This window comes from Pseudomonas sp. B21-051, assembly GCF_024748795.1.
Classification (GTDB): Bacteria; Pseudomonadota; Gammaproteobacteria; order Pseudomonadales; family Pseudomonadaceae; genus Aquipseudomonas; species Aquipseudomonas putida_A.
This window is the reverse complement of record NZ_CP087166.1, coordinates 5,524,869-5,544,802: the sequence shown is the minus strand read 5'-3', so window position 1 is coordinate 5,544,802 and position 19,934 is coordinate 5,524,869. Positions and strand designations below refer to the sequence as shown.

General features: G+C 60.9%; 13 protein-coding genes and 1 pseudogene. 3 read left to right on the top strand and 11 right to left on the bottom strand.

Translation table 11 applies throughout. From position 1 onward, the window contains the following. Nucleotides 1-128: 128 nt before the first annotated feature. From mdtD to betI, 6 genes and pseudogenes are all read right to left on the bottom strand, one after another. Complete coding sequence (gene mdtD, locus LOY52_RS24990) at nucleotides 129-1,568, bottom strand: multidrug transporter subunit MdtD (protein ID WP_258676879.1); 1,440 nt, start codon at nucleotides 1,566-1,568, stop codon at nucleotides 129-131. Between the two features lie 187 nt (nucleotides 1,569-1,755). After that, nucleotides 1,756-3,092, bottom strand: a pseudogene (locus tag LOY52_RS24985) (TldD/PmbA family protein). Continuing rightward, complete coding sequence (locus LOY52_RS24980; RefSeq protein ID WP_258676877.1) at nucleotides 3,092-4,534, bottom strand: TldD/PmbA family protein; 1,443 nt, start codon at nucleotides 4,532-4,534, stop codon at nucleotides 3,092-3,094. The pseudogene LOY52_RS24985 and the gene LOY52_RS24980 overlap by 1 nt, the downstream one beginning before the upstream one ends. A gap of 284 nt (nucleotides 4,535-4,818) precedes the next feature. After that, nucleotides 4,819-6,522 carry a choline dehydrogenase gene (betA, locus tag LOY52_RS24975; protein WP_047596517.1) on the bottom strand — a complete coding sequence of 568 codons (1,704 nt, stop codon included), beginning with the start codon at nucleotides 6,520-6,522 and terminating at the stop codon, nucleotides 4,819-4,821. 153 nt (nucleotides 6,523-6,675) lie between these two features. Next, nucleotides 6,676-8,148 (bottom strand): betaine-aldehyde dehydrogenase, encoded by a 1,473-nt coding sequence (betB, locus tag LOY52_RS24970; RefSeq protein WP_003228997.1) that lies wholly within the window; start codon nucleotides 8,146-8,148, stop codon nucleotides 6,676-6,678. A gap of 89 nt (nucleotides 8,149-8,237) precedes the next feature. Then, the gene (betI, locus tag LOY52_RS24965; protein WP_025108530.1) at nucleotides 8,238-8,831 is read right to left on the bottom strand and encodes a transcriptional regulator BetI; all 594 of its coding nucleotides are present in this window, start codon (nucleotides 8,829-8,831) and stop codon (nucleotides 8,238-8,240) included. A 485-nt stretch (nucleotides 8,832-9,316) separates the two neighbouring features. On the opposite strand from betI, the gene LOY52_RS24960 reads away from it, so the two are divergent. Continuing rightward, a complete protein-coding gene (locus tag LOY52_RS24960; RefSeq protein ID WP_236645184.1) occupies nucleotides 9,317-11,257 on the top strand; it encodes a BCCT family transporter in 1,941 nt (646 codons plus the stop codon). Nucleotides 11,258-11,456: 199 nt separating this feature from the next. On the opposite strand, the gene choV is transcribed toward LOY52_RS24960, so the two are convergent. From choV to LOY52_RS24945, 3 genes are all read right to left on the bottom strand, one after another. Beyond that, complete coding sequence (gene choV / locus LOY52_RS24955) at nucleotides 11,457-12,635, bottom strand: choline ABC transporter ATP-binding protein (protein ID WP_007962646.1); 1,179 nt, start codon at nucleotides 12,633-12,635, stop codon at nucleotides 11,457-11,459. After that, complete coding sequence (gene choW / locus LOY52_RS24950) at nucleotides 12,632-13,477, bottom strand: choline ABC transporter permease subunit (RefSeq protein WP_007962645.1); 846 nt, start codon at nucleotides 13,475-13,477, stop codon at nucleotides 12,632-12,634. The genes choV and choW overlap by 4 nt, the downstream gene beginning before the upstream one ends. Nucleotides 13,478-13,543: 66 nt before the next feature. Continuing rightward, nucleotides 13,544-14,491: a choline ABC transporter substrate-binding protein gene (locus LOY52_RS24945; RefSeq protein ID WP_027610641.1), complete on the bottom strand. Its 948-nt coding sequence runs from the start codon at nucleotides 14,489-14,491 to the stop codon at nucleotides 13,544-13,546. A gap of 436 nt (nucleotides 14,492-14,927) precedes the next feature. Between LOY52_RS24945 and LOY52_RS24940 the strand changes: the two genes are divergently transcribed. Both LOY52_RS24940 and LOY52_RS24935 read left to right on the top strand, forming a co-directional pair. Next, nucleotides 14,928-16,304: an L-serine ammonia-lyase gene (locus LOY52_RS24940; RefSeq protein ID WP_258676873.1), complete on the top strand. Its 1,377-nt coding sequence runs from the start codon at nucleotides 14,928-14,930 to the stop codon at nucleotides 16,302-16,304. Between the two features lie 602 nt (nucleotides 16,305-16,906). Then, nucleotides 16,907-18,010 (top strand): GlxA family transcriptional regulator, encoded by a 1,104-nt coding sequence (locus LOY52_RS24935; RefSeq protein WP_007949927.1) that lies wholly within the window; start codon nucleotides 16,907-16,909, stop codon nucleotides 18,008-18,010. A 114-nt stretch (nucleotides 18,011-18,124) separates the two neighbouring features. On the opposite strand, the gene LOY52_RS24930 is transcribed toward LOY52_RS24935, so the two are convergent. Further along, nucleotides 18,125-18,388, bottom strand: coding sequence for a hypothetical protein (locus LOY52_RS24930; protein ID WP_003228989.1), 264 nt, complete (start codon nucleotides 18,386-18,388; stop codon nucleotides 18,125-18,127). Nucleotides 18,389-18,758: 370 nt separating this feature from the next. Then, nucleotides 18,759-19,922 (bottom strand): gamma-butyrobetaine dioxygenase, encoded by a 1,164-nt coding sequence (locus LOY52_RS24925; RefSeq protein WP_258676871.1) that lies wholly within the window; start codon nucleotides 19,920-19,922, stop codon nucleotides 18,759-18,761. Nucleotides 19,923-19,934: the final 12 nt, after the last annotated feature.

Genomic DNA, 19,934 nt, shown 5'->3' with positions numbered 1-19,934 from the left:
TCTGTGGCGAGGGAGCTTGCTCCCGCTGGGGCGCGAAGCGGCCCCGCTCTTCAACTCAAAAAGCGGGGGGCCTGCTGCGCAGTCCAGCGGGAGCAAGCTCCCTCGCCACAAAAGCATTCACTGTTTGTTCAGTGTTCAATGTGCTCATCCGGATGTTCATCCGGGCGTTTGACCCGGCGGCCGTCCTCTTTCGACAGTTGCGAGAAGATTGTCGCCGCCAGCATCGCCATGATCCCGACCGTGACAAACGTCAGCTGGAACGCGCCCAGTACGGTCTCGACGCCGTCGTTGCCGATCTCCGCCGTGAAGCCGCCAAGCAATGCACCGGCACAGGCCACGCCCAGACTCAGCGACAACTGCGCCACCACCGACAGCAAGCTGTTGCCGCTGCTGGCACTGGCGTCGTCGAGGTCGATCAGCGTTACGGTGTTCATCGCGGTGAATTGCAGCGAGTTGATCGCGCCGAGAACCGCCAGCAGGCACAGCAGCAGCCAGTATGGCGTCTGCTCGCTGACCAGGCCCATGCTCGCCAGCATGATCCCCAAGGCGAGGGTGTTGCCGGTGAGGACGATGCGATAGCCGAGGCGTTCGATCAGCGGTCGCGCCATCCACTTGGCGAACATCGCCGCAGCGGCCAGCGGCAGCATGCTCATCCCCGCTTGCGAGGGCGAATAGCCCAGCGCCACCTGCAGCAGCAATGGCACGAGGAACGGCAGGGCCCCGCTGCCGAGACGGGCGAACAGGTTACCGATAATCCCCACCGCAAAGGTGCGGGTCTTGAACAGCGATGGCGAAAACAGTGGATTGTCGACACGCCCGGCGCGCAGCCAGTACGCCGCCAGACAGGCCAGACCGCCGAACAGCAGCAACATCACCCGCAGGTGTGGCAAGTGCAATTCGCCCAGACCTTCCATGGCGATGGTGATCAGGATCATCGCCGCGCCGAACAGCAGGAAACCGAGGCTGTCGAAGCGCGTGCGTTCAGTACCGCGCAGGTCGGGAATGAATTTCCACACCGCGTAGCAGCCGATGGCGCCGACCGGCAGGTTGATCAGGAAGATCCAGTGCCACGTCAGGTATTGCACCATCCAGCCGCCCATGGTCGGGCCGATCAGCGGGCCGAGCAGGCCGGGAATAGTGATGAAGCCCATGATCCGCACCAGTTCCGAACGCGGATAGGCACGCAGCACCACCAAGCGTCCGACCGGCAACATCAGCGCGCCGCCCAGACCCTGGATCACCCGCGCGCCGACCAGCATGCTCAGGCTGCTGGATAACGCACAGAGCAGCGAGCCGATGCTGAACAGCAGGATCGCGCCGAAGAAAATCTTCTTGGTGCCGAAGCGGTCGGCGATCCAGCCCGAGGCCGGAATCAGCAAGGCCACGGTGAGCATGTAGGCGATGACTACACCTTGCATGCGCAACGGGTCTTCGGCCAGATCCCGGGCCATGGCCGGCAGGGCGGTGTTGAGGATGGTCCCGTCGAGGGACTGCATGAAGAACGCAATGGCGACGACCCACGGCAACCAGCGGGCGGTGATGGCGTCGAGAGGCGGGCGTGTGGGCATGGAACCTCTTGTGGGTTATTGATCCGAATGCTTGTCCTGGCTTGAAGCTTTTGTGGCGAGGGAGCTTGCTCCCGCTCGGCTGCGCAGCAGCCGTAAATTCAGCCAACCCGGTATTACAGGAACACCGGGTTGGCAGGTTTTGGGGGCGCTTCGCACCCCAGCGGGAGCAAGCTCCCTCGCCACAGTGTTATAGCGTTAGCGTGAGTCGGCTGACCAGCGCCCCCGGCAGCAGCGCCGACGACGTATTGCGCTGACTATACGTGCTCGCCGACAGCAGCAACTCGCGCTCGGCGGTCAATGCTTCCAGCTGCGAACCCAGCAGGCTGTAGGCGCTGTCGTCGAAACGCATGGTGCTGACCGGCGCCTGAATCTCGCCGTTCTCGACCCAGAAAGTTGCGAAGCGAGTCATGCCGGTCAGGCGCGCCGCTGGTTGATCCGAGTAGTTCAGGTACCACAGATTGCTGATGTACAGCCCGGTGCCCAACTGCTTGAGGATCTCTGCCTGTGACAGATCACCGGCCGCCATGTTCAGTGCACTCGGCATTTCACCGCCGCTGGCGCCATTGGCGGTCAGGCCGTATTCGGCGGCACTGCGCGAACCGACCAGTTGCTCACCGGCCTTGCCTTCGACGATCAGCCGCAGATCGCTGCGCGGATAACCCTCGCCGGAGAACGCCGGGCTCAACGAACCACTGACTTGCTCATCCAGTGATACCAGCGGACTGAACGTCTGATCGCCGACATACAGCTTCTGCAGCGGGCTGCTTTTGCTGGCAATCGACTGCGCCGAGAAACCGCCCCAGCTGAGCATGCCCATGATTTCTTCCAGCGCGGCCGGCGCCAGGTACGCGCGGTATTGCCCCGGTGCGAGGGTGCGCAACGGTCGACCGAGGAACGCCAGTTGCTCGCGCGCCTGCTGGAAGCGTCGGGTGAAGCCTTCGCTGCTCCACTCGTGCCCGGCGTAGCTGGCTTTCACTGCTTCGCCGTTGTCGTGGAACAGGCTGAAGTCGAAGTTGAAGCTGTTGGCCTGATGCCAGCCGAACGCCCCGAGGAACTGGCGAAACCGCGGCTGATCGGGCCGGCAGCATAGAAGCCGACCAGATCCAGACCTTCAGCAGCAGTGCAGATTTCCTCGACCACCTGCTCGGTGTCCGGCAGCGGATGTTCCTGCACGTTGTTGCTCTGCCAGCCGTTGTGGTTGAGCAGCAGGTACGGATCCTGCGGCAGCAGCGGCAGGGTTTCGCGCAGTTGTTGCAGGCCTTCGGCGAGGCGTTGCAGATCGGCTTCCTGATCACCGGACAGGGTGATGTGCAGGTCGGCGTGGCGACCGTCGTTGATCAGCTTCAGCCCGACGTCGGCTTGCTGCACCTGGCCGGCCTGACGCACCTTGGCGTGATTGAAACGCACGAACGCCGAGGACTCGGCGGCGTAACTGAGGGTGAATTGTTCCGGCTCGCGTACGCTGTCGCGCAGCCAATTGACCATGACCTTGAAGGCGTCGGACTGACTCTTCGAAATGCTCATCAGGCGTCTCCCCCAAATACATCAACGTTGCTGAATACGCAGGCCGGTGAAGCGTGGCCGACGCGGATCACCTGATTCGGCTCGCCCTTGCCGCAGTTTGGCGTGCCCAGCACCATCCGGGTGCCGGTATTGCCGACCGCGCGCAGACTCTTCCAGAAGTGCGCGGAAATGCCTCGGTAATTCGGATTTTTCACCACACCCTTGAGTTCACCGTTTTCGATCAACTGACCCCACTCGCAACCGAACTGGAATTTGTTGCGCGCATCGTCAATCGACCATGAGCGGTTGGTGCTCATCAGAATGCCATGCTCGATACCGCTGATCAGTTGCGTCAGCGACTGATCGCCCGGCTCGATGTTGAGGTTGGCCATGCGGTCGATCGGCGGCCGGTTCCAGCCGCAGGCTCGGCTGTTGGCAACGCCGTCGAGACCGGCGCGGAACTGCGAAAGCGCGCCACCCAGTGGCCGCAACAGCAAGCCTTCACGAATCAGGAATTGTTTGCTGGCCTTGGTGCCGTCGTCATCGTGGCCGTAGCTGGCGAGTTCTTCGGGAATGTCCGGATCGAAGGTCACGTTGAGCAGCTTCGAACCGTATTGCAGGCTGCCGAAGTCGCTGGTTTTGACGAAGCTGGTACCGGCGTAATTGCGCTCGTCACCAAGGATGCGGTCGAGTTCCAGCGGGTGCCCGATCGACTCGTGAATCTGCAGCATCATCTGGTCCGGCATCAGCAACAAATCGCGCGGGCCTTGCGGGGTGTTCGGCGCGAGCAGCAATTGCAGGGCCTGATCGGCCACTTTCGGACCGGCGCCGACCAGGCCGCAACGGCTGATCACGTCGGCGCCACCCTGCTGGCCGAAGTTCTCGCGGCCGAGGGAACGGGTCTGGCTGTCGTTGCCGTCATAGGCGGTGACGTCGAGGCCCGGGTAGACGAAGCGCTGGGCCTGGCGCAATTCGGCGCCGGCGCTGCTCAGGTAGATCTGCTCGACGTGGGTGATGCCGATGCTCGCTTCCCAGTTCACCAGGCGCTCATCCTTTGGCACCGAGGCGGATTCCGCGCCGAGCAGCTCGAAGCATTCGCTCAGGGACGGGAAGGGTTGCTCAAGATTGGGCGAAAAGTAATCAGCGCGATCGCTCGACACCGGCTGATCGCGCAGGTCGAGCAAGGCGTGGGGCTTGAGGCGCCGGGCCTGCTGTTCGGCGCGCTCAAGGGCGGCTTGCAGGCCTTGCTGCGACAGGTCGTTGGTCGCCGCGTAAGCCTCGACGCCGTTGACCCGCACAGTCAGCATCGCGCCTTCGTCGCGGCTCAGGCTTGGCGGCTCGGCGACGTTCTTGCGCACCGACAGGTACTGGCCGGACTCGCGTACATACCGCAGGGAAAAAAACTCGGCGCCCGTGCGCAAGGCAGCGAAGCGCTGCTTGAGCTGGGGGTGGAAATCGAACATTCGGGAACCTCCTTGTTATGGAGTTGCGGGGTGAAACGATTCGGCGGGGGAGGGGTGAAACGGTTGCGCGAGGTCTAGAGTAGGCCTGCGTGGGGGTAGGATCAAGTGAAGAGGGGGGGTAGGAGGATTTACTTGAAGCAGAGGGATTTGTGCTGAATGTGAGGGCCCCTTCGCGAGCAGGCTCGCTCCCACATTGAATCCTGAGTGTTCACACATTTTGTGTTCACTGGAGATCTATTGTGGGAGCGAGCCTGCTCGCGAAGGCCGCGCCTCGGTATTACGTCTTACTGAGCAACAGGCGTGATATCACGCATCGGCTTGCCTTTCACCGGCGCACCGCCAGCCACGTAGTAGGCAGCATTGCTACGCGGCAGTGGCTTGCGGCCACGGATCTTGTCGGCGATTTTCTCGGCGATCATGATCGTCGGCGCGTTGAGGTTGCCGGTGGTGATGATCGGCATGATCGAAGCGTCGACCACACGCAGGCTCTGCATGCCGTGCACGCGACCTTCGCCATCCACTACGGCCATCTCGTCGGTGCCCATCTTGCACGAGCAGGACGGGTGGAACGCGGTTTCGGCGTGCTCGCGAATGAACTTGTCCAGCTGCTCATCGGTTTGCACGTCGATGCCCGGGCTGATTTCGCGGCCACGGAAGGCGTCCAGCGCAGGCTGTTGCATGATTTCGCGGGTCAGGCGGATGCCGTCACGGAATTCCTGCCAGTCCTGCTCGGTGGCCATGTAGTTGAACAGGATGCTCGGGTGCTGACGCGGATCCTTGGACTTCAACTGGATGCGGCCACGGCTCGGCGAACGCATGGAACCCATGTGTGCCTGGAAGCCGTGCTCTTTCACACCGTTACTGCCGTTGTAGTTAATCGCTACCGGCAGGAAGTGGTACTGGATGTTCGGCCACTCGAATTCCGGACGCGAACGGATGAAACCGCCGGCTTCGAACTGGTTGCTGGCGCCGATGCCGGTGCCATTGAACAGCCACTCGGCACCGATGGCTGGCTGGTTGTACCAGAGCAGCGACGGGTACAGCGAGACCGGTTGGGTGCAGGCGTATTGCAGGTACAGCTCAAGGTGATCCTGCAGGTTTTCACCGACGCCCGGCAGGTCATGGACCACCGGGATGTCGAGGCTTTCCAGCAGTTTTGCCGGGCCGACGCCGGAGCGCTGCAGAATCTGCGGCGAAGCGATGGCGCCGGAGCACAGCAGGACTTCCTTGCGCGCTTTGGCTTCAACGCGCTCTTCCGCCGAACCGACCAGGTAACGCACGCCGACCGCTCGCTTGCCTTCGAACAGAATCTTGTCGGTCAGGGCGTGGGTGACGATGGTCAGGGTCGAGCGCTTTTTGGCGACGTCTAGGTAGCCACGGGCGGTGGAAGCACGACGGCCGTTCGGCGTCACGGTGCGATCCATCGGGCCGAAGCCTTCCTGCTGGTAGCCGTTCAAGTCTTCGGTGCGCGGGTAACCGGCCTGCACGCCGGCTTCAACCATGGCGTGGAACAGCGGGTTGTTGCCCGCCTTCGGCGTGGTCACGCTGACCGGGCCGTCGCCACCGTGGTAGTCGTTCGGGCCGATGTCGCGGGTTTCCGCTTTACGGAAGTACGGCAGGCAGTCGAGGTACGACCAGTCTTCCAGACCTGGCAGCTTCGCCCAGCCGTCGTAGTCCATCGCGTTGCCACGGATGTAGCACATGCCGTTGATCAGCGAGGAGCCGCCGAGGCCCTTGCCGCGACCGCACTCCATCCGGCGACCGTCCATGTGTGGCTCAGGATCGGTTTCGTACGCCCAGTTGTAGCGACGACCCTGCAGCGGGAACGCCAGCGCGGCCGGCATTTGCGTGCGGAAGTCAAAACGGTAGTCAGGGCCGCCGGCTTCGAGCAGCAGCACGGTGACGCCTTCGTCTTCAGTCAGACGGGTCGCCAGGGTGTTACCGGCCGAGCCGGCACCAATGATGATGTAATCGAATTCTTGGGACATTGAATGCACCCTCTTTAGATGTGGTCAGGTCGGGCCTCGGCGAGTGCTGCGCACTCGATTCGCGAGCAGGCTCGCTCCCACAGGAGACATATTTCAATGTGGGAGCGAGCCTGCTCGCGAAGACGGCCTCACGAGCAATACAAGACTCGGGTCTTAGAACACCGAGACGTAATCGCCCAACTCGACCTGTACCGATTTGATGCGTGTGTAGTTGGTCAGCGAGCTGATGCCGTTTTCACGACCCACGCCCGACTGCTTGTAACCGCCAACCGGCATCTTCGCGTCGGACTCGCCCCAGGCGTTGATCCAGCAGATACCGGCTTCCAGTTGATGAATCACGCGGTGCGCGCGGTTCAGGTCTTTGGTGACGATACCGGCGGCCAGGCCGAAGTCGGTGTCATTGGCGCGGCGGATCACTTCTTCTTCGGTCTCGTAGGAGAGGATCGCCATCACCGGGCCAAAGATTTCTTCACGGACGATGGTCATCTCGTCGGTGCAGTCGGTGAACACGGTCGGTGCAACGAAGGCGCCTTTGGCGAATTCGCCGTCGGTCAGACGCTCGCCGCCGCACAGCACGCGGGCACCTTCTTCTTTACCCTTGGCGATGTAACCCAGCACGCTTTCCATGTGGGCGAAGCTGACCAGTGGGCCGAAGTTGGTGTTTTCGTCTTCCGGGTTGCCGATGCGGATGCGCGCTACGCGCTCGACGATCTTGGCTTCGAAAGCGGCTTTCAGGTGGCTCGGCACGAATACGCGAGTACCGTTGGTGCAGACCTGACCGGAGCTGTAGAAGTTGGCCATCATCGCGGTGTCGGCGGCGCGATCCAGGTCGGCGTCGTCGCAGATGATCAGCGGCGACTTGCCGCCCAGTTCCATGGTCACGTCTTTGAGCGACGAAGCCGAAGCGCTGGCCATGACTTTCTTGCCGGTGTCGGTGCCGCCGGTGAAGGAGACTTTCTCGATGCGCGGGTGCTCGGTCAGCCAGGTGCCGACTTCACGGCCGCTGCCGGTCAGCACGTTGAACACGCCGTTTGGCAGGCCGGCTTCGGTGTAGATCTCGGCCAGTTTCAGGGTGGTCAGCGAGGTGACTTCGCTTGGCTTGAAGATCATCGCGTTACCGGCGGCCAGGGCCGGTGCGGATTTCCACAGCGCGATCTGGATCGGGTAGTTCCACGCGCCGATACCGGCAACCACGCCCAGTGGCTCGCGACGGGTGTAGACGAAGGAAGTGTCGCGCAGCGGAATCTGCTCGCCTTCGATCGCCGGTACCAGGCCTGCGTAGTATTCCAGCACGTCGGCGCCGGTGACGATGTCGACGTATTTGGTTTCGGAGTAAGCCTTGCCGGTGTCCAGGGTTTCCAGAGCAGCCAGCTCATCGTTGCGCTCGCGCAGGATGTCGACAGCGCGACGCAGGATGCGCGAACGCTCCATGGCGGTCATCGCGGCCCAGATTTTCTGGCCCTTTTCAGCGCTGACCACTGCGCGCTCGACGTCTTCCTTGGTCGCACGTTGCACTTGGGCGAGGACTTCACCGTTCGCCGGGTTGATGGCTTCGAAGGTGGCATCGCTGCCAGCGTCGGAGTACGCGCCATCGATGTAGAGTTTTTGCAGTTCGAAACGGGCCATAGTGTCCTCGCAAGTGCATTAGTGGTTGGCGTTGACCATCGCGGTGGTGCTGCGATGGCGGTTCAGGGGCCGAGCGTTTTCTGTGTGCTCTAGCTCACCTGCTTGGCCAATTGGAAATCCATGTATTCGTAAGCGATCTGTTGCGCCTGCGCCGTGTCGAAAGCGTCTCCCGACAGCGCGCCGCGCAACCACAAGCCGTCGATCAACGCTGCCAGTCCACGCGCTGCGCTGCGCGCATCTTCGAGCGGCAACACACGGCGGAACTCGCAGCACAGGTTGGAATACAGACGGTGATCGTTGATCCGCTGCAACCTGTGCAAAGACGGCTGGTGCATGCTGGTGGCCCAGAAGGCCAGCCAGGTTTTCATTGCCGGGCCATTGACCTGGCTGGCGTCGAAGTTGCCTTCGATGATCACCTGCAGATGCGCCCGTGGGCTGCTGTCTGCCAGCGCCTGACGGCGCGCGGTGACGTTCTCGCTGAGGACATTCATCAGATACCGCATCGTGGCGGCAATCAGGCCGTTCTTGTCCTGAAAATAGTGACTGATGATGCCATTCGAGACACCGGCCAAACGGGCGATCAGCGCAATGCTGGCGTCCCCCATACCGACCTGATCGACCGCCTGCAACGTGGCTTCGATCAGTTGTTGGCGGCGGATGGGTTGCATACCGACCTTGGGCATCTTGCACATCTCCTTAGGCCTTCCGACGGGCGATAAACGCCTATCGGATTGAGGGCCAGTCTATTTTGTTTTGATTGAACGTTCAATCAACAAAGAATAAGATCTGCGACAAATCGTCGCTGCCTACAGATTTTTTCTGCTTGTAAATGGCGATAAAACGACATCCGAAAATGCTTGAAACCTGCGTGGGGCATGGCGCGGTTCGCTGTTCGATGGACGTGTTGAATGGGCAAGACGCTCGGGGCCAGGTTTCGGATGAACGTCCGCACAGCTTTGGCCACGAAAGCGATTCGCAACGCCATTTCGGCAGGTTCGGGCTTTTTTCGGGGTGTCTTTATATCACCCGCCGGTCGGCTGCCAACTAACCGATTGGTCGGGTTCCGTGTTGCCTTGTGTTCTTCTCTCGCACTGCCTGGAGCATTTGTGCCATGAGTTCTGCCTCTCTTATAAAGACCCCGCCCGAGAAGGTGACGGTCAACGGTTGGGTGTTTTACACCTCTACCGCGTTGATTCTGTTGTTGACCGCCATTCTGATCATCGCCCCGCAAGAGGCCGGCAGAATGTTGGGTATGGCTCAGGCCTGGTTGTCGCGCAGCTTCGGCTGGTACTACATGGTGGTGATCGCCGCCTACCTGGTGTTTGTGGTGGGCCTGGCGTTTTCCTCCTACGGCAAACTCAAACTGGGCAGCAAGGACGACACCCCGGATTTCAGTTACGGCGCCTGGGCGGGGATGCTGTTCTCGTCGGGTATCGGTATTTCGCTGCTGTACTTCGGCGCGTCCGAGCCGCTGGACCATTACTTCAATCCGCCGGAAGGCGCAGCGGCCACCAACCTGGCCGCGCGTCAGGCGGTGCAACTGACTTTCCTGCACTGGGGCCTGCACGGCTGGGCGATCTACGCACTGGTCGGTCTGGCCGTGGCGTACTTCGCTTACCGTCATAACCAGCCATTGGCATTGCGCTCGGCGCTGTATCCACTGGTCGGCGAACGCTGGGTCAAAGGCGCGGCCGGTCATGCAGTGGACGGCTTCGGCATGTTCGTGACCCTGCTGGGCCTGGTGACCAACCTGGGGATCGGCTCGCTGCAAGTGTCCTCGGGTCTGGAAAACCTGTTCGGCATGGAACACAGCAACACCAACCTTTTGATTGTGATCATCGTGATGAGCACCGTGGCGACCATCGCTGCCGTATCCGGTGTGGAAAACGGCATCCGTCGTCTGTCCAACCTGAACATCGTGCTGTTCAGCGGTCTGCTGATTTTCGTCCTGCTGTTCGGCCCGACCCTGCACCTGCTCAACGGCTTCGTGCAGAACATCGGCGACTACCTCAACGGCGTGGTGCTGAAGACCTTCGACCTGTACGTCTATGAAGGCGACAGCGCCAAGTCCGACCGCTGGCTGGGCCTGTGGACCCTGTTCTACTGGGCCTGGTGGATTTCCTGGGCACCATTCGTAGGCATGTTCATCGCGCGTATTTCCCGTGGTCGTACCGTGCGCGAGCTGGTGGCCGGTGTGCTGCTGATTCCGCTGGGCTTCACGTTGGCCTGGTTGTCGATCTTCGGTAACTCGGCACTGGACCTGGTGATGAACCAGGGGGCGGTGGAACTCGGCAAGACGGCGCTGGAACAGCCATCGATGGCGATCTACCAGTTGCTGGAACACTACCCGGCGTCGAAAGTCGTCATCGGTGTCTCGATCTTTGTTGGTTTCGTGCTGTTCCTGACCCCGGCCGACTCGGGCGCGGTGATGATGGCGAATCTGTCCTGCAAGGGCGGCAACGTTGATGAAGATGCGCCGCACTGGCTGCGGATCTTCTGGTCGGTGGTGATCACGCTGGTGACCATCGGTCTGCTGTTCGCTGGTAACTTCGAAGCCATGCAAACCATGGTGGTGCTGGCCGGTCTGCCGTTCTCGGTGGTGCTGGTGTTCTTCATGTTCGGCTTGCACAAGGCCATGCGCCAGGACGTGCAGATCGAACAGGAGCAGGCGCAACTGGCTGAGCGCGGTCGTCGTGGTTTCAGCGAGCGTCTGACGCAGCTGGATCTGCAACCGAGCCAATCGGTGGTGCAGCGTTTCATGGACAAACACGTGACCCCGGCACTGGACGACGCTGCTGCACAACTGCGTGCACAGGGTCTGGAAGTGCAGACGCTGTTGGGCAAATCCAAGCGCTGCATGGGCGTGCGCGTCGAGATGGAAGAGGGCAACCCTTTCGTCTACGAAGTGAGCCTGGACGGCTACCTGGCGACCCCGACCGAATCGGCCCAGTCCGATGAAGCGCGCCAGCGTTACTACCGCGCCGAGGTGTATCTGCACAACGGCAGCCAGGACTACGACCTGATGGGCTTCACGCAGGATCAGATCACACGCGATGTGCTCGATCAGTTTGAAAGCCATCGGCAGCTCCTTGGCCGGGTGTATAGCTAAACCTTGAGTGAATGCGGCAAAGCTGTTGTGGCGAGGGAGCTTGCTCCCGCCGGGTTGCGAAGCGACCCCAAGAATTTGTGAGTGCTGCGCACTCAAGCGGGAGCAAGCTCTCTCGCCACAGTTGTCCGTGTTTCAAGTTCAATTTCTGTACTAACAAAAACGCCGCGATCCTCTCGCGGCGTTTTCGTGTCCGGGCTGCTTACCCCAGGTTCTTGCCCAGCAACGCGTGATACAGCTCGCTGTCGCCAAGAATCCCCACCACATGGTTGTTGTCGTGCAGCACCAGTTTGTTGCCGGTCTGATAACGGATCTGCAATGCATCGCGCATGCCGATATTCGAGTCCACCAGCGTTGGCTTGCGCTCCAGGGCTTCCACCGCTTGCCCCGGTGCCCAGTTCTGCAGGTTCAGCACCGAACCGTTCTGGCGCGCGCCTTTGATGGTGTTGCCTTCGGCCAGGTCCAGCCACGAATCGCCGCCCGGGTCGAGGCACACCGAACCATTGATGCGTTTGCAGTTGTCCAGCGTGCGCATCAGGCTGCGCCCGCACAGAACGTTGAGCGGGTTGGTGTGGGCTACGAAGGTGCGCACATAGTCGTCCGCCGGGTTGAGCACGATCTCTTCCGGCACGCTGTACTGGATGATCCGGCCGTCCTTCATGATCGCAATGCGGCTACCCAGTTTCAGTGCCTCATCGAGGTCGTGACTGACAAACACGATGGTCTTGCTCAGCTTGCGTTGCAGCTCCAGCAGTTCGTCCTGCAGGCCCTGACGGATCAGCGGGTCGAGTGCCGAGAACGGTTCGTCCATCAGCAGAATGTCGGCGTCCATCGCCAGCGCTCGCGCCAGTCCGACACGCTGCTGCATGCCGCCGGAGAGTTCATCGGGCTTCTTGTTGCGCCATTGGGTCAGGCCCACCAGTTCGAGCTTGTCGTCGACCAGCTTGCGCCGTTCCTTCTCCGGGCGACCCTGCATTTCCAGACCGAAACTGATGTTCTCGCGCACCGTCAGCCACGGCATCAGGGCGAACTTCTGGAACACCATGGCGATGCGTTTGGTGCGCATCATTTTCAGTTCAGCCGGGGTGCAGGAAGCGATATCGATCTGCTTGCCTTCGTGTTCGACGAACAGCTTGCCGCGACTCACGGTGTTGAGGCCGTTGATGCAGCGCAGCAGGCTCGACTTGCCGGAGCCGGACAGGCCCATCAGTACGCAAATCTCGCCCTTGTTGATGTCCAGACTGGCCTTTTCCACGCCGACGATCTGCCCGGTCTTTTTCAGGATCTCGCTGCGGGTCAAACCTTGATCGAGAAGTTTCAGTGCTTCGCGCGGATCCTTGGTGAAGATCACGTCAACGTTATCGAAGCGAATTATGCTCATGCGTCACCCCCTACTTTGGCGTCGGGTTGTTTGCAGATACGGTCGAGCATGATCGCCAGCAGTACGATCGCCAGGCCCGCTTCGAAGCCCAGGGCGATATCAGCAGTGTTCAGTGCGTTGACCACCGGTTTGCCGAGTCCGTCGGCGCCCACCAGTGCCGCGATCACTACCATCGACAGCGACAGCATGATGCACTGGGTGATGCCGGCAGCGATGCTCGGCATGGCGTGAGGCAGTTCGATCCGTGAGAGCAATTGGCGACGCGAGCAGCCGAAGGCCTTGCCGGCGTCCATCAGTTCTTGCGGGACATCGCGGATGCCCAGGTAGGTCAGGCGGATCGGTGCAGCGATGGCGAATACCACCGTGGAGATCAGGCCCGGCACCACACCCAGCCCGAAGAGGGTCAGGGTAGGAATGAGGTAAACGAAGGTCGGTACGGTCTGCATCAGATCGAGTACCGGACGCATTAAAGTGTAGAACATCGGCTTGTGCGCAGCGACGATGCCCAACGGCACGCCAATGACCACGCAGACCAGGGTCGCGAACATGACCTGGGCGAGGGTTTCCATGGTTTCCTGCCAGTACCCCAGGTTGAGGATCAGCAGGAACGAGGCAATCACAAAAACAGTCAGCCCCCATTTGCGCTGGATGAAATGCGCGAGCAGGGCGATGAGGCCGATCAAGACGAAGGGATTGAACCAGGTCAGCGCAAACGTCACGCCGTGGATCATCGTTTCCAGTGTCACGGCGATTGCGTCGAAGGTGCTGGCGCCGTGTTGCGTCAACCATTCAACGAAGCCCGCGATGTACTGGCCTAAAGGGATTTTCTGATCAATCAGCATGGTAGTGAACGTCCGCATGCAAGGAATAAACAGCCCGGGCGAGCGAACTCGCCCGGCGTAAGGCAATTACTGTGCGAGCTTGGCTTTCACGGCCTCCAGGCCTGGTTTACCGTCAATGGTGGTCACGCCAGCGAGCCAGGTATCGAGCACCTGAGGGTTCTTTTTCAGCCAGGCCTTGGCGGCCGCTTCAGGCTTCATCTTGTCGTCGAGGATGTTGCCCATCAGGGTACTTTCCATGTCGACGGTGAACTCCAGGTTCTTCAGCAACTGACCGACGTTGCTGCATTCGGTGGTGTAGCCCTTGCGGGTGTTGGTCGCCACAGTGGCAGCACCGAAATCGGGGCCGAAGAAGTCATCGCCGCCGGTCAGGTATTGAATCTTGAAGCGCTTGTTCATCGGGTGCGGCGCCCAGCCGAGGAAGACCACGGCGGTGTCGCGTTTCTGCGCGCGGTCGACCTGCGAAAGCATGCCCGCTTCGGATGATTCGACGACCTTGAAGCCGGCGGTTTTCAAACCGAAAGCGTCCTTGTCGATCATGCTCTGGATCAGGCGGTTGCCGTCGTTGCCAGGCTCGATGCCGTAGATCTTGCCATCGAGCTCTTTCTTGAATTTGGCGATGTCGGCGAAGTCATGCAGACCCTTGTCGTACAGGGCTTGCGGTACGGCGAGGGTGTACTTGGCACCCTTGAGGTTGGTGCGCACCACTTCGACGGTGCCGGCATCGCGGTAGGCCTTGATGTCGTTTTCCATGGTCGGCATCCAGTTACCGAGGAACACGTCCATGTTCTTGCCGTCGGCCAGCGACTTGTAGGTCACGGGCACGGAGATCATGGTGGTCTTGGTCTTGTAGCCGAGGGCGTCGAGCACCACCGAAGTGGTGGCGGTGGTGGCGGTGATGTCGGTCCAGCCGACATCGGAGAAGTTAACGGTACTGCACTGCGCCGGTTCTGCAGCTTGCGCCAGTAACGGCAGACTCAGCATGGCGGCCAACAACAACGACGGGGAACCTTTCATGGATGGACTCCTTGGTGTTTTTTTTGGCAGTGTTCCGACTGTGGACCACCGCACTTATAGGTTGCGGTTGGATGGCGTTCTGGAGACAGCTCTACCACGGCGCCTTGCAATCGAGTCATAACGATCATGTACCAGTGAAAATCTGACGCCTACAGGGTGGGTCGTATCCAGTACAGGGATGGTCGCATCCAGTGTCAGTGACGTCGTTTACAGCTTTTTTCCGCCCCGTTTGGCCATCTGAACCGCATAAAAACGGCGAAAACACGGGAGGAAACCGGCACGGCGTTGGTGGGCATGAGTGCGTCGGTGTCAGACGCCGAGCGACCTGACAAAAGCCTGATGATGCGGGCATTCCGGCGGATCTCAGCTTGAGCGTAGCAGCTCCGCCAGCGGGCGCTTAACGCCCGGGAACGGCATCCTCAGGAGCTCTGCAGCAATGGCTATCAGCGTTTTCGACCTGTTCAAAATCGGCATCGGCCCGTCAAGTTCCCACACCGTCGGCCCGATGCGCGCCGCCGCCCTGTTTGTCGAAGCGCTGCGCGACAGGCACCTGCTCGAACAGGTGCGGCGTATAGAAGTGCAACTGTTCGGCTCGCTGTCGGCTACCGGCATCGGGCACGGCAGCGACAACGCGGTGATCATGGGTCTGATGGGCGAGTGGCCGGATGCAATCGACCCGTCGCAGATCGGCCCGCGCATTCAGGCGCTGCGTGAAACTCACACGCTGTTATTGGATGGTCGTCTGTCGGTGCCGTTTGTCTGGGCCCGCGACATGCGCCTGATTGATGAAAATCTGCCGTTCCATCCCAACGCCATGACCCTGATTGCCGAAGGCGATCACGGCGAGATTCATCGCGACACTTACTATTCGGTCGGTGGCGGTTTTGTCGTGGATCAGGCGCAGGCATCCAGCGGTGTGGTCGATCTGGATCGCACCGAATTGCCTTATGACTTTTCCAGCGCGGTGGAGCTGCTGCAGCTGTGTCAAAAGAACAACCTGCGCGTCGCCGAACTGATGATGGCCAACGAAAAGGTCTGGCGCAGCGAAGAGGAAATCCGTGCCGGGCTGATGAAGCTGTGGCGGGCGATGCAGGATTGCGTCGAGCAGGGCCTCAAGCACGAAGGCATCCTTCCCGGCGGTCTCAATGTGCGCCGGCGCGCGGCCAAGTTGCATCGCAGCCTGCAGGAGTTGAACAAGCCCAACGTGATCGGCTCGACCCTCAGTGCCATGGAGTGGGTCAACCTGTTTGCCCTCGCGGTCAATGAAGAAAACGCGGCGGGTGGGCGCATGGTCACGGCACCGACCAATGGTGCGGCAGGGATCATCCCGGCGGTGTTGCACTACTTTATGAAGTTCAGCGAAGCGGTCACCGACGCCAATGTGGTCGATTACTTCCTGGGCGCGGCGGCGGTGGGGATTCTGTGCAAGAAGAACGCCTCGATCTCTGGTGCCGAAGTCGGTTGCCAGGGCGAGGTTGGTTCGGCCTGCGCGATGGCGGCGGCGGGGTTGGCGGAGATCCTCGGTGCCACTCCGGAGCAACTGTGCAACGCGGCGGAAATCGGCCTGGAACATAACCTCGGCCTGACCTGCGATCCGGTCGGCGGCCTGGTGCAGGTGCCGTGTATCGAGCGCAACGCAATTGCCGCTGTGAAGGCGATCAACGCAGCGCAGATGGCCCTGCGTGGCGATGGTCAGCACTTCATCTCGCTGGACCGGGTGATCCGCACCATGCGTGATACCGGCGCCGATATGCATGACAAATATAAAGAGACCTCGCGGGGTGGGCTGGCGGTTAGCGCCGTAGAGTGCTGACACATTTTTCTGTGGCGAGGGAGCTTGCTCCCGCTCGGCTGCGCAGCAGTCGCAATCAGCTTGGTGCGTTTCAACTGAGGGATCGCGAAGTCTGGTTTTGGGCCTGCTTCGCAGTCCAGCGGGAGCAAGCTCCCTCGCCACAAGAACCTGTAACCCTCCCTGGGAATATGAGCAGACCAGTCAAAACTGCTCACCAAGTGCACACGCTAAACAAATCACGCCACCTTTTAGCGCGTCGCAATCAGATAAGAGCTTTTCCCACTCGCAGTGCGCCATTCGCACTCCCTGCCGTCCGTCACCCGTGCTTGCGGTGACACTCTGAAACAACTGCGCGCAAGCCCGTTCCCACAAGTGCTACCGATCTGCTCACGGGCAGCGGGGCAGGGCTCTCGGCGCCGCTGATTGCACTTCGAAACACCGTGTGTCCGACGTCTTGAATAGACAGGTCGCGACGTCGTTTTCAGGAGTTATTGAACAGCCATTCAATTTTAGGCATGGCAATTGCTCTGTCATAACAAAGCCCGTCTCCCACGCGAGAACGCCGGCAATAACAAGAGCCTCCGCCTGAGGCCATCACCCGCTTTGTGTGAGGAGATACCGCGATGACGTCGTTCAACTCCGGGGCCCAACCCCAGAACCGTGCGCCTCAATCCATCGGCTTTCTGCTGCTGGACAATTTCACGCTGATTTCTCTGGCCTCCGCAGTCGAGCCCCTGCGCATGGCCAACCAATTGTCCGGTCGTGAGCTGTATCGCTGGAGCACCCTGACCGTCGATGGCGGTCAGGTGTGGGCCAGTGACGGTCTGCAAATCACCCCCGATGCCTCCATGCACAAAGCCCCGCCCCTGGACACCGTGATCGTCTGCGGCGGGATCGGCATTCAACGCACCGTGACCCGTGAACACGTGTCATGGCTGCAGAGCCAGGCACGTCAGTCCAAGCGTCTGGGCGCGGTGTGCACCGGCAGTTGGGCTTTGGCTTGCGCCGGTCTGCTCGACGGTTTCGATTGCAGCGTGCACTGGGAATGTCTGGCGGCGATGCAGGAAGCTTTCCCGCGTGTGGCGATGAGCACTCGCCTGTTCACCCTCGACCGTAACCGTTTCACCAGCTCCGGCGGCACCGCGCCATTGGACATGATGCTGCACCTGATCAGCCGCGATCATGGGCGTGAGCTGTCCGCCGCGATCTCGGAAATGTTCGTCTACGAACGCATCCGCAACGAGCAGGATCATCAGCGTGTGCCGCTCAAGCACATGCTCGGCACCAACCAGCCGAAGCTGCAGGAAATCGTCGCGCTGATGGAAGCCAATCTGGAAGAGCCGATCGACCTCGACGAACTGGCGGTGTACGTCGCCGTGTCGCGTCGACAGCTGGAGCGGCTGTTCCAGAAATACCTGCACTGCTCGCCGTCGCGCTACTACCTCAAGCTGCGCCTGATCCGCGCGCGGCAGTTGCTCAAGCAGACGCCGATGTCGATCATCGAAGTCGCGTCGGTGTGTGGTTTCGTCTCGACGCCGCACTTCTCCAAGTGCTACCGCGAATACTTCGGCATTCCGCCGCGTGACGAACGCGTAGGCTCCAACACCACCCAGCAAGTGGCGATGCTGCCGCTGCCGCAGGCGATCGTGATGTCGCCGCTGTCGGGACCGATGTCGGCGTTGAGTCAGGCGCGTAATGAGTCGACGTTTGCCAGCGTAAGGCTGTAGACCGAGTCGCCCCTATCGCTGGCAAGCCAGCTCCCACAGATTGTGTGGTGATACAGATATTCTGGTCACACCGAAAATTCCTGTGGGAGCTGGCTTGCCAGCGATGACGGCCTGTCAGGCGCTGCGGGTCTGCTGGTACTGCGCCAGTGCCGGCAGTAACTGTTTATCAAAAGCCTCACGCACTGCCGGCAAAATAGTCGCGCTGCTGGTGTACATCTGCTTGACCATCGTACGCAACGTGTTCGCCCGAACGTCGTCCAGACCCCGCACGGCGTATTCGCAGGCTTGCTCAGCGGTAGCGCCCGACGGCACTTCGAAACCCAATGCCTTGAGCTGGCCCAACAAGTCTTCCTGATCGATCAAATCGGCATACATCATGGCGCGCTTCCTTCTTCGGCAACGGAGGTCGTGATTCGATTCTGGTGGGCGTGGGGAGTGACGGCAAGGGCGATTTGTCACAGTGGCCGCGACGGCTATGAACAGGTCGTTTTCGGCTAACTCAGTGCCAAGGGGAGTGGGCACACTGACCTCAGCTCGCTACACGACGGTTTGGTCACCCTCGACTGGCAGCTCCTCAACAGTACCCTCTGCCCCGATCCTGTCACGGCTTGTATCGGGGCTTTTTTTGCCTGTGAATCCGGGAGAGGTGTGTGGTTGGCTCTGACGCATTCGCGAGCAGGCTCGCTCCCACATTTGAAATGCATTCCAGTGTGGGAGCGAGCCTGCTCGCGAAGAACGATGACGCGGTCTAGCGTTGCAACACCAGAATCCGCGACAACAACTCATCCCGGTCGATATAGCAGCCCTGAAAATGCCGCGCCCCGGTCGCCGGATCAAACGCATTGCGCGCATGCAGCGTGCGGCGGTTATCGAAGCACCACAGCTCACCCGGATTGAGTCGCTGCATCAGCCGAAACCGTGGCTCGCGGGTCATCGCAATCAAGCGCCGATAGGCGCGATACAGCAGCGGCATCTGCTCCACCGATGTATCGAATGCGCCGCGCAAAAAGTTCGCCATGCGAATCTCCGCAACCCGGCCCAACGCGTCCAGCGCAATGATCGGCGCCAGGCAGCGATAGTCGCTGTGGCGATCCTTGTTGCGGAATTCCACGGGGATTTCGCACAGCGCCTGAAACAGCTCCGGTGCTTCCTGACGCAACGCGTCGGCAATCGCAAAACCGTCGACAAAAATACTCTCGCCACCCTCGGCATCATTCACCAGGCAATGCAGAAATTGCAGACCCGGTTGCAGCTCGCGAGTCGGCAAGTCCGTGTGCAGCGGCAGGTTGAAAGCGGTGTAGGCATTGCTGTCGGCATCGGCCTTGGACTGCACGTTGAACAGCACGCCGAAGTTGCTCTCGCGGATGAACGAAATGCGCTGGGCGATCAGTTTCAGTGAACCCGGCTCGGTGGGCACGCCGCGCACCTGAGTCAGGCCGATATCGCGCACCGCGAGCAACCATTGCAGCAGCGCGCCGTTGTCGTTCATCAGCGCTGAATATTCGAATACCGGTAGCTGCAAATTGCTGCGCCACAGATAGGGCTGGGGTTTAGCTGCCAGACGTTCGGCGCGGGATTCGTCGTCATAGGCGTGGGCGCGCAGCCAGCCCGGATCGAAGCGACTGTGATGGCCGTCCTGCCAGTCGATCTGCAGGCAGCCGTCGCTGTCGATGTGCGCGTGGGCGGGGACGAGATCCGGCGCAGCATCGACGATCTCGAATACCTGTTCACGGGTGACGTTGTAGACGCATTGCGGGCACGGGCAGTTATCTCGCAGCCAGGCATGGTGGAACGGACTGACGCGGCCATCGGCCCAGGCAATCGACACGCAATCCGCCAGGTTCTGCACGCCGCTCAGCGCGCTGATCAACGGATAACTACGGAAATCGGCAACAGCAGCAGCGGTGTGCATGGCGGCTCCTTG

Bases quoted from the DNA above. Each gene is read 5' to 3' on its own strand.
- mdtD (WP_258676879.1), bottom strand. From the start codon at position 1,568: ATGCCCACACGCCCGCCTCTCGACGCCATCACCGCCCGCTGGTTGCCG.
- LOY52_RS24980 (WP_258676877.1), bottom strand. From the start codon at position 4,534: ATGTTCGATTTCCACCCCCAGCTCAAGCAGCGCTTCGCTGCCTTGCGC.
- betA (WP_047596517.1), bottom strand. From the start codon at position 6,522: ATGTCCCAAGAATTCGATTACATCATCATTGGTGCCGGCTCGGCCGGT.
- betB (WP_003228997.1), bottom strand. From the start codon at position 8,148: ATGGCCCGTTTCGAACTGCAAAAACTCTACATCGATGGCGCGTACTCC.
- betI (WP_025108530.1), bottom strand. From the start codon at position 8,831: ATGCCCAAGGTCGGTATGCAACCCATCCGCCGCCAACAACTGATCGAA.
- choV (WP_007962646.1), bottom strand. From the start codon at position 12,635: ATGAGCATAATTCGCTTCGATAACGTTGACGTGATCTTCACCAAGGAT.
- choW (WP_007962645.1), bottom strand. From the start codon at position 13,477: ATGCTGATTGATCAGAAAATCCCTTTAGGCCAGTACATCGCGGGCTTC.
- LOY52_RS24945 (WP_027610641.1), bottom strand. From the start codon at position 14,491: ATGAAAGGTTCCCCGTCGTTGTTGTTGGCCGCCATGCTGAGTCTGCCG.
- LOY52_RS24940 (WP_258676873.1), top strand. From the start codon at position 14,928: ATGGCTATCAGCGTTTTCGACCTGTTCAAAATCGGCATCGGCCCGTCA.
- LOY52_RS24935 (WP_007949927.1), top strand. From the start codon at position 16,907: ATGACGTCGTTCAACTCCGGGGCCCAACCCCAGAACCGTGCGCCTCAA.
- LOY52_RS24930 (WP_003228989.1), bottom strand. From the start codon at position 18,388: ATGATGTATGCCGATTTGATCGATCAGGAAGACTTGTTGGGCCAGCTC.
- LOY52_RS24925 (WP_258676871.1), bottom strand. From the start codon at position 19,922: ATGCACACCGCTGCTGCTGTTGCCGATTTCCGTAGTTATCCGTTGATC.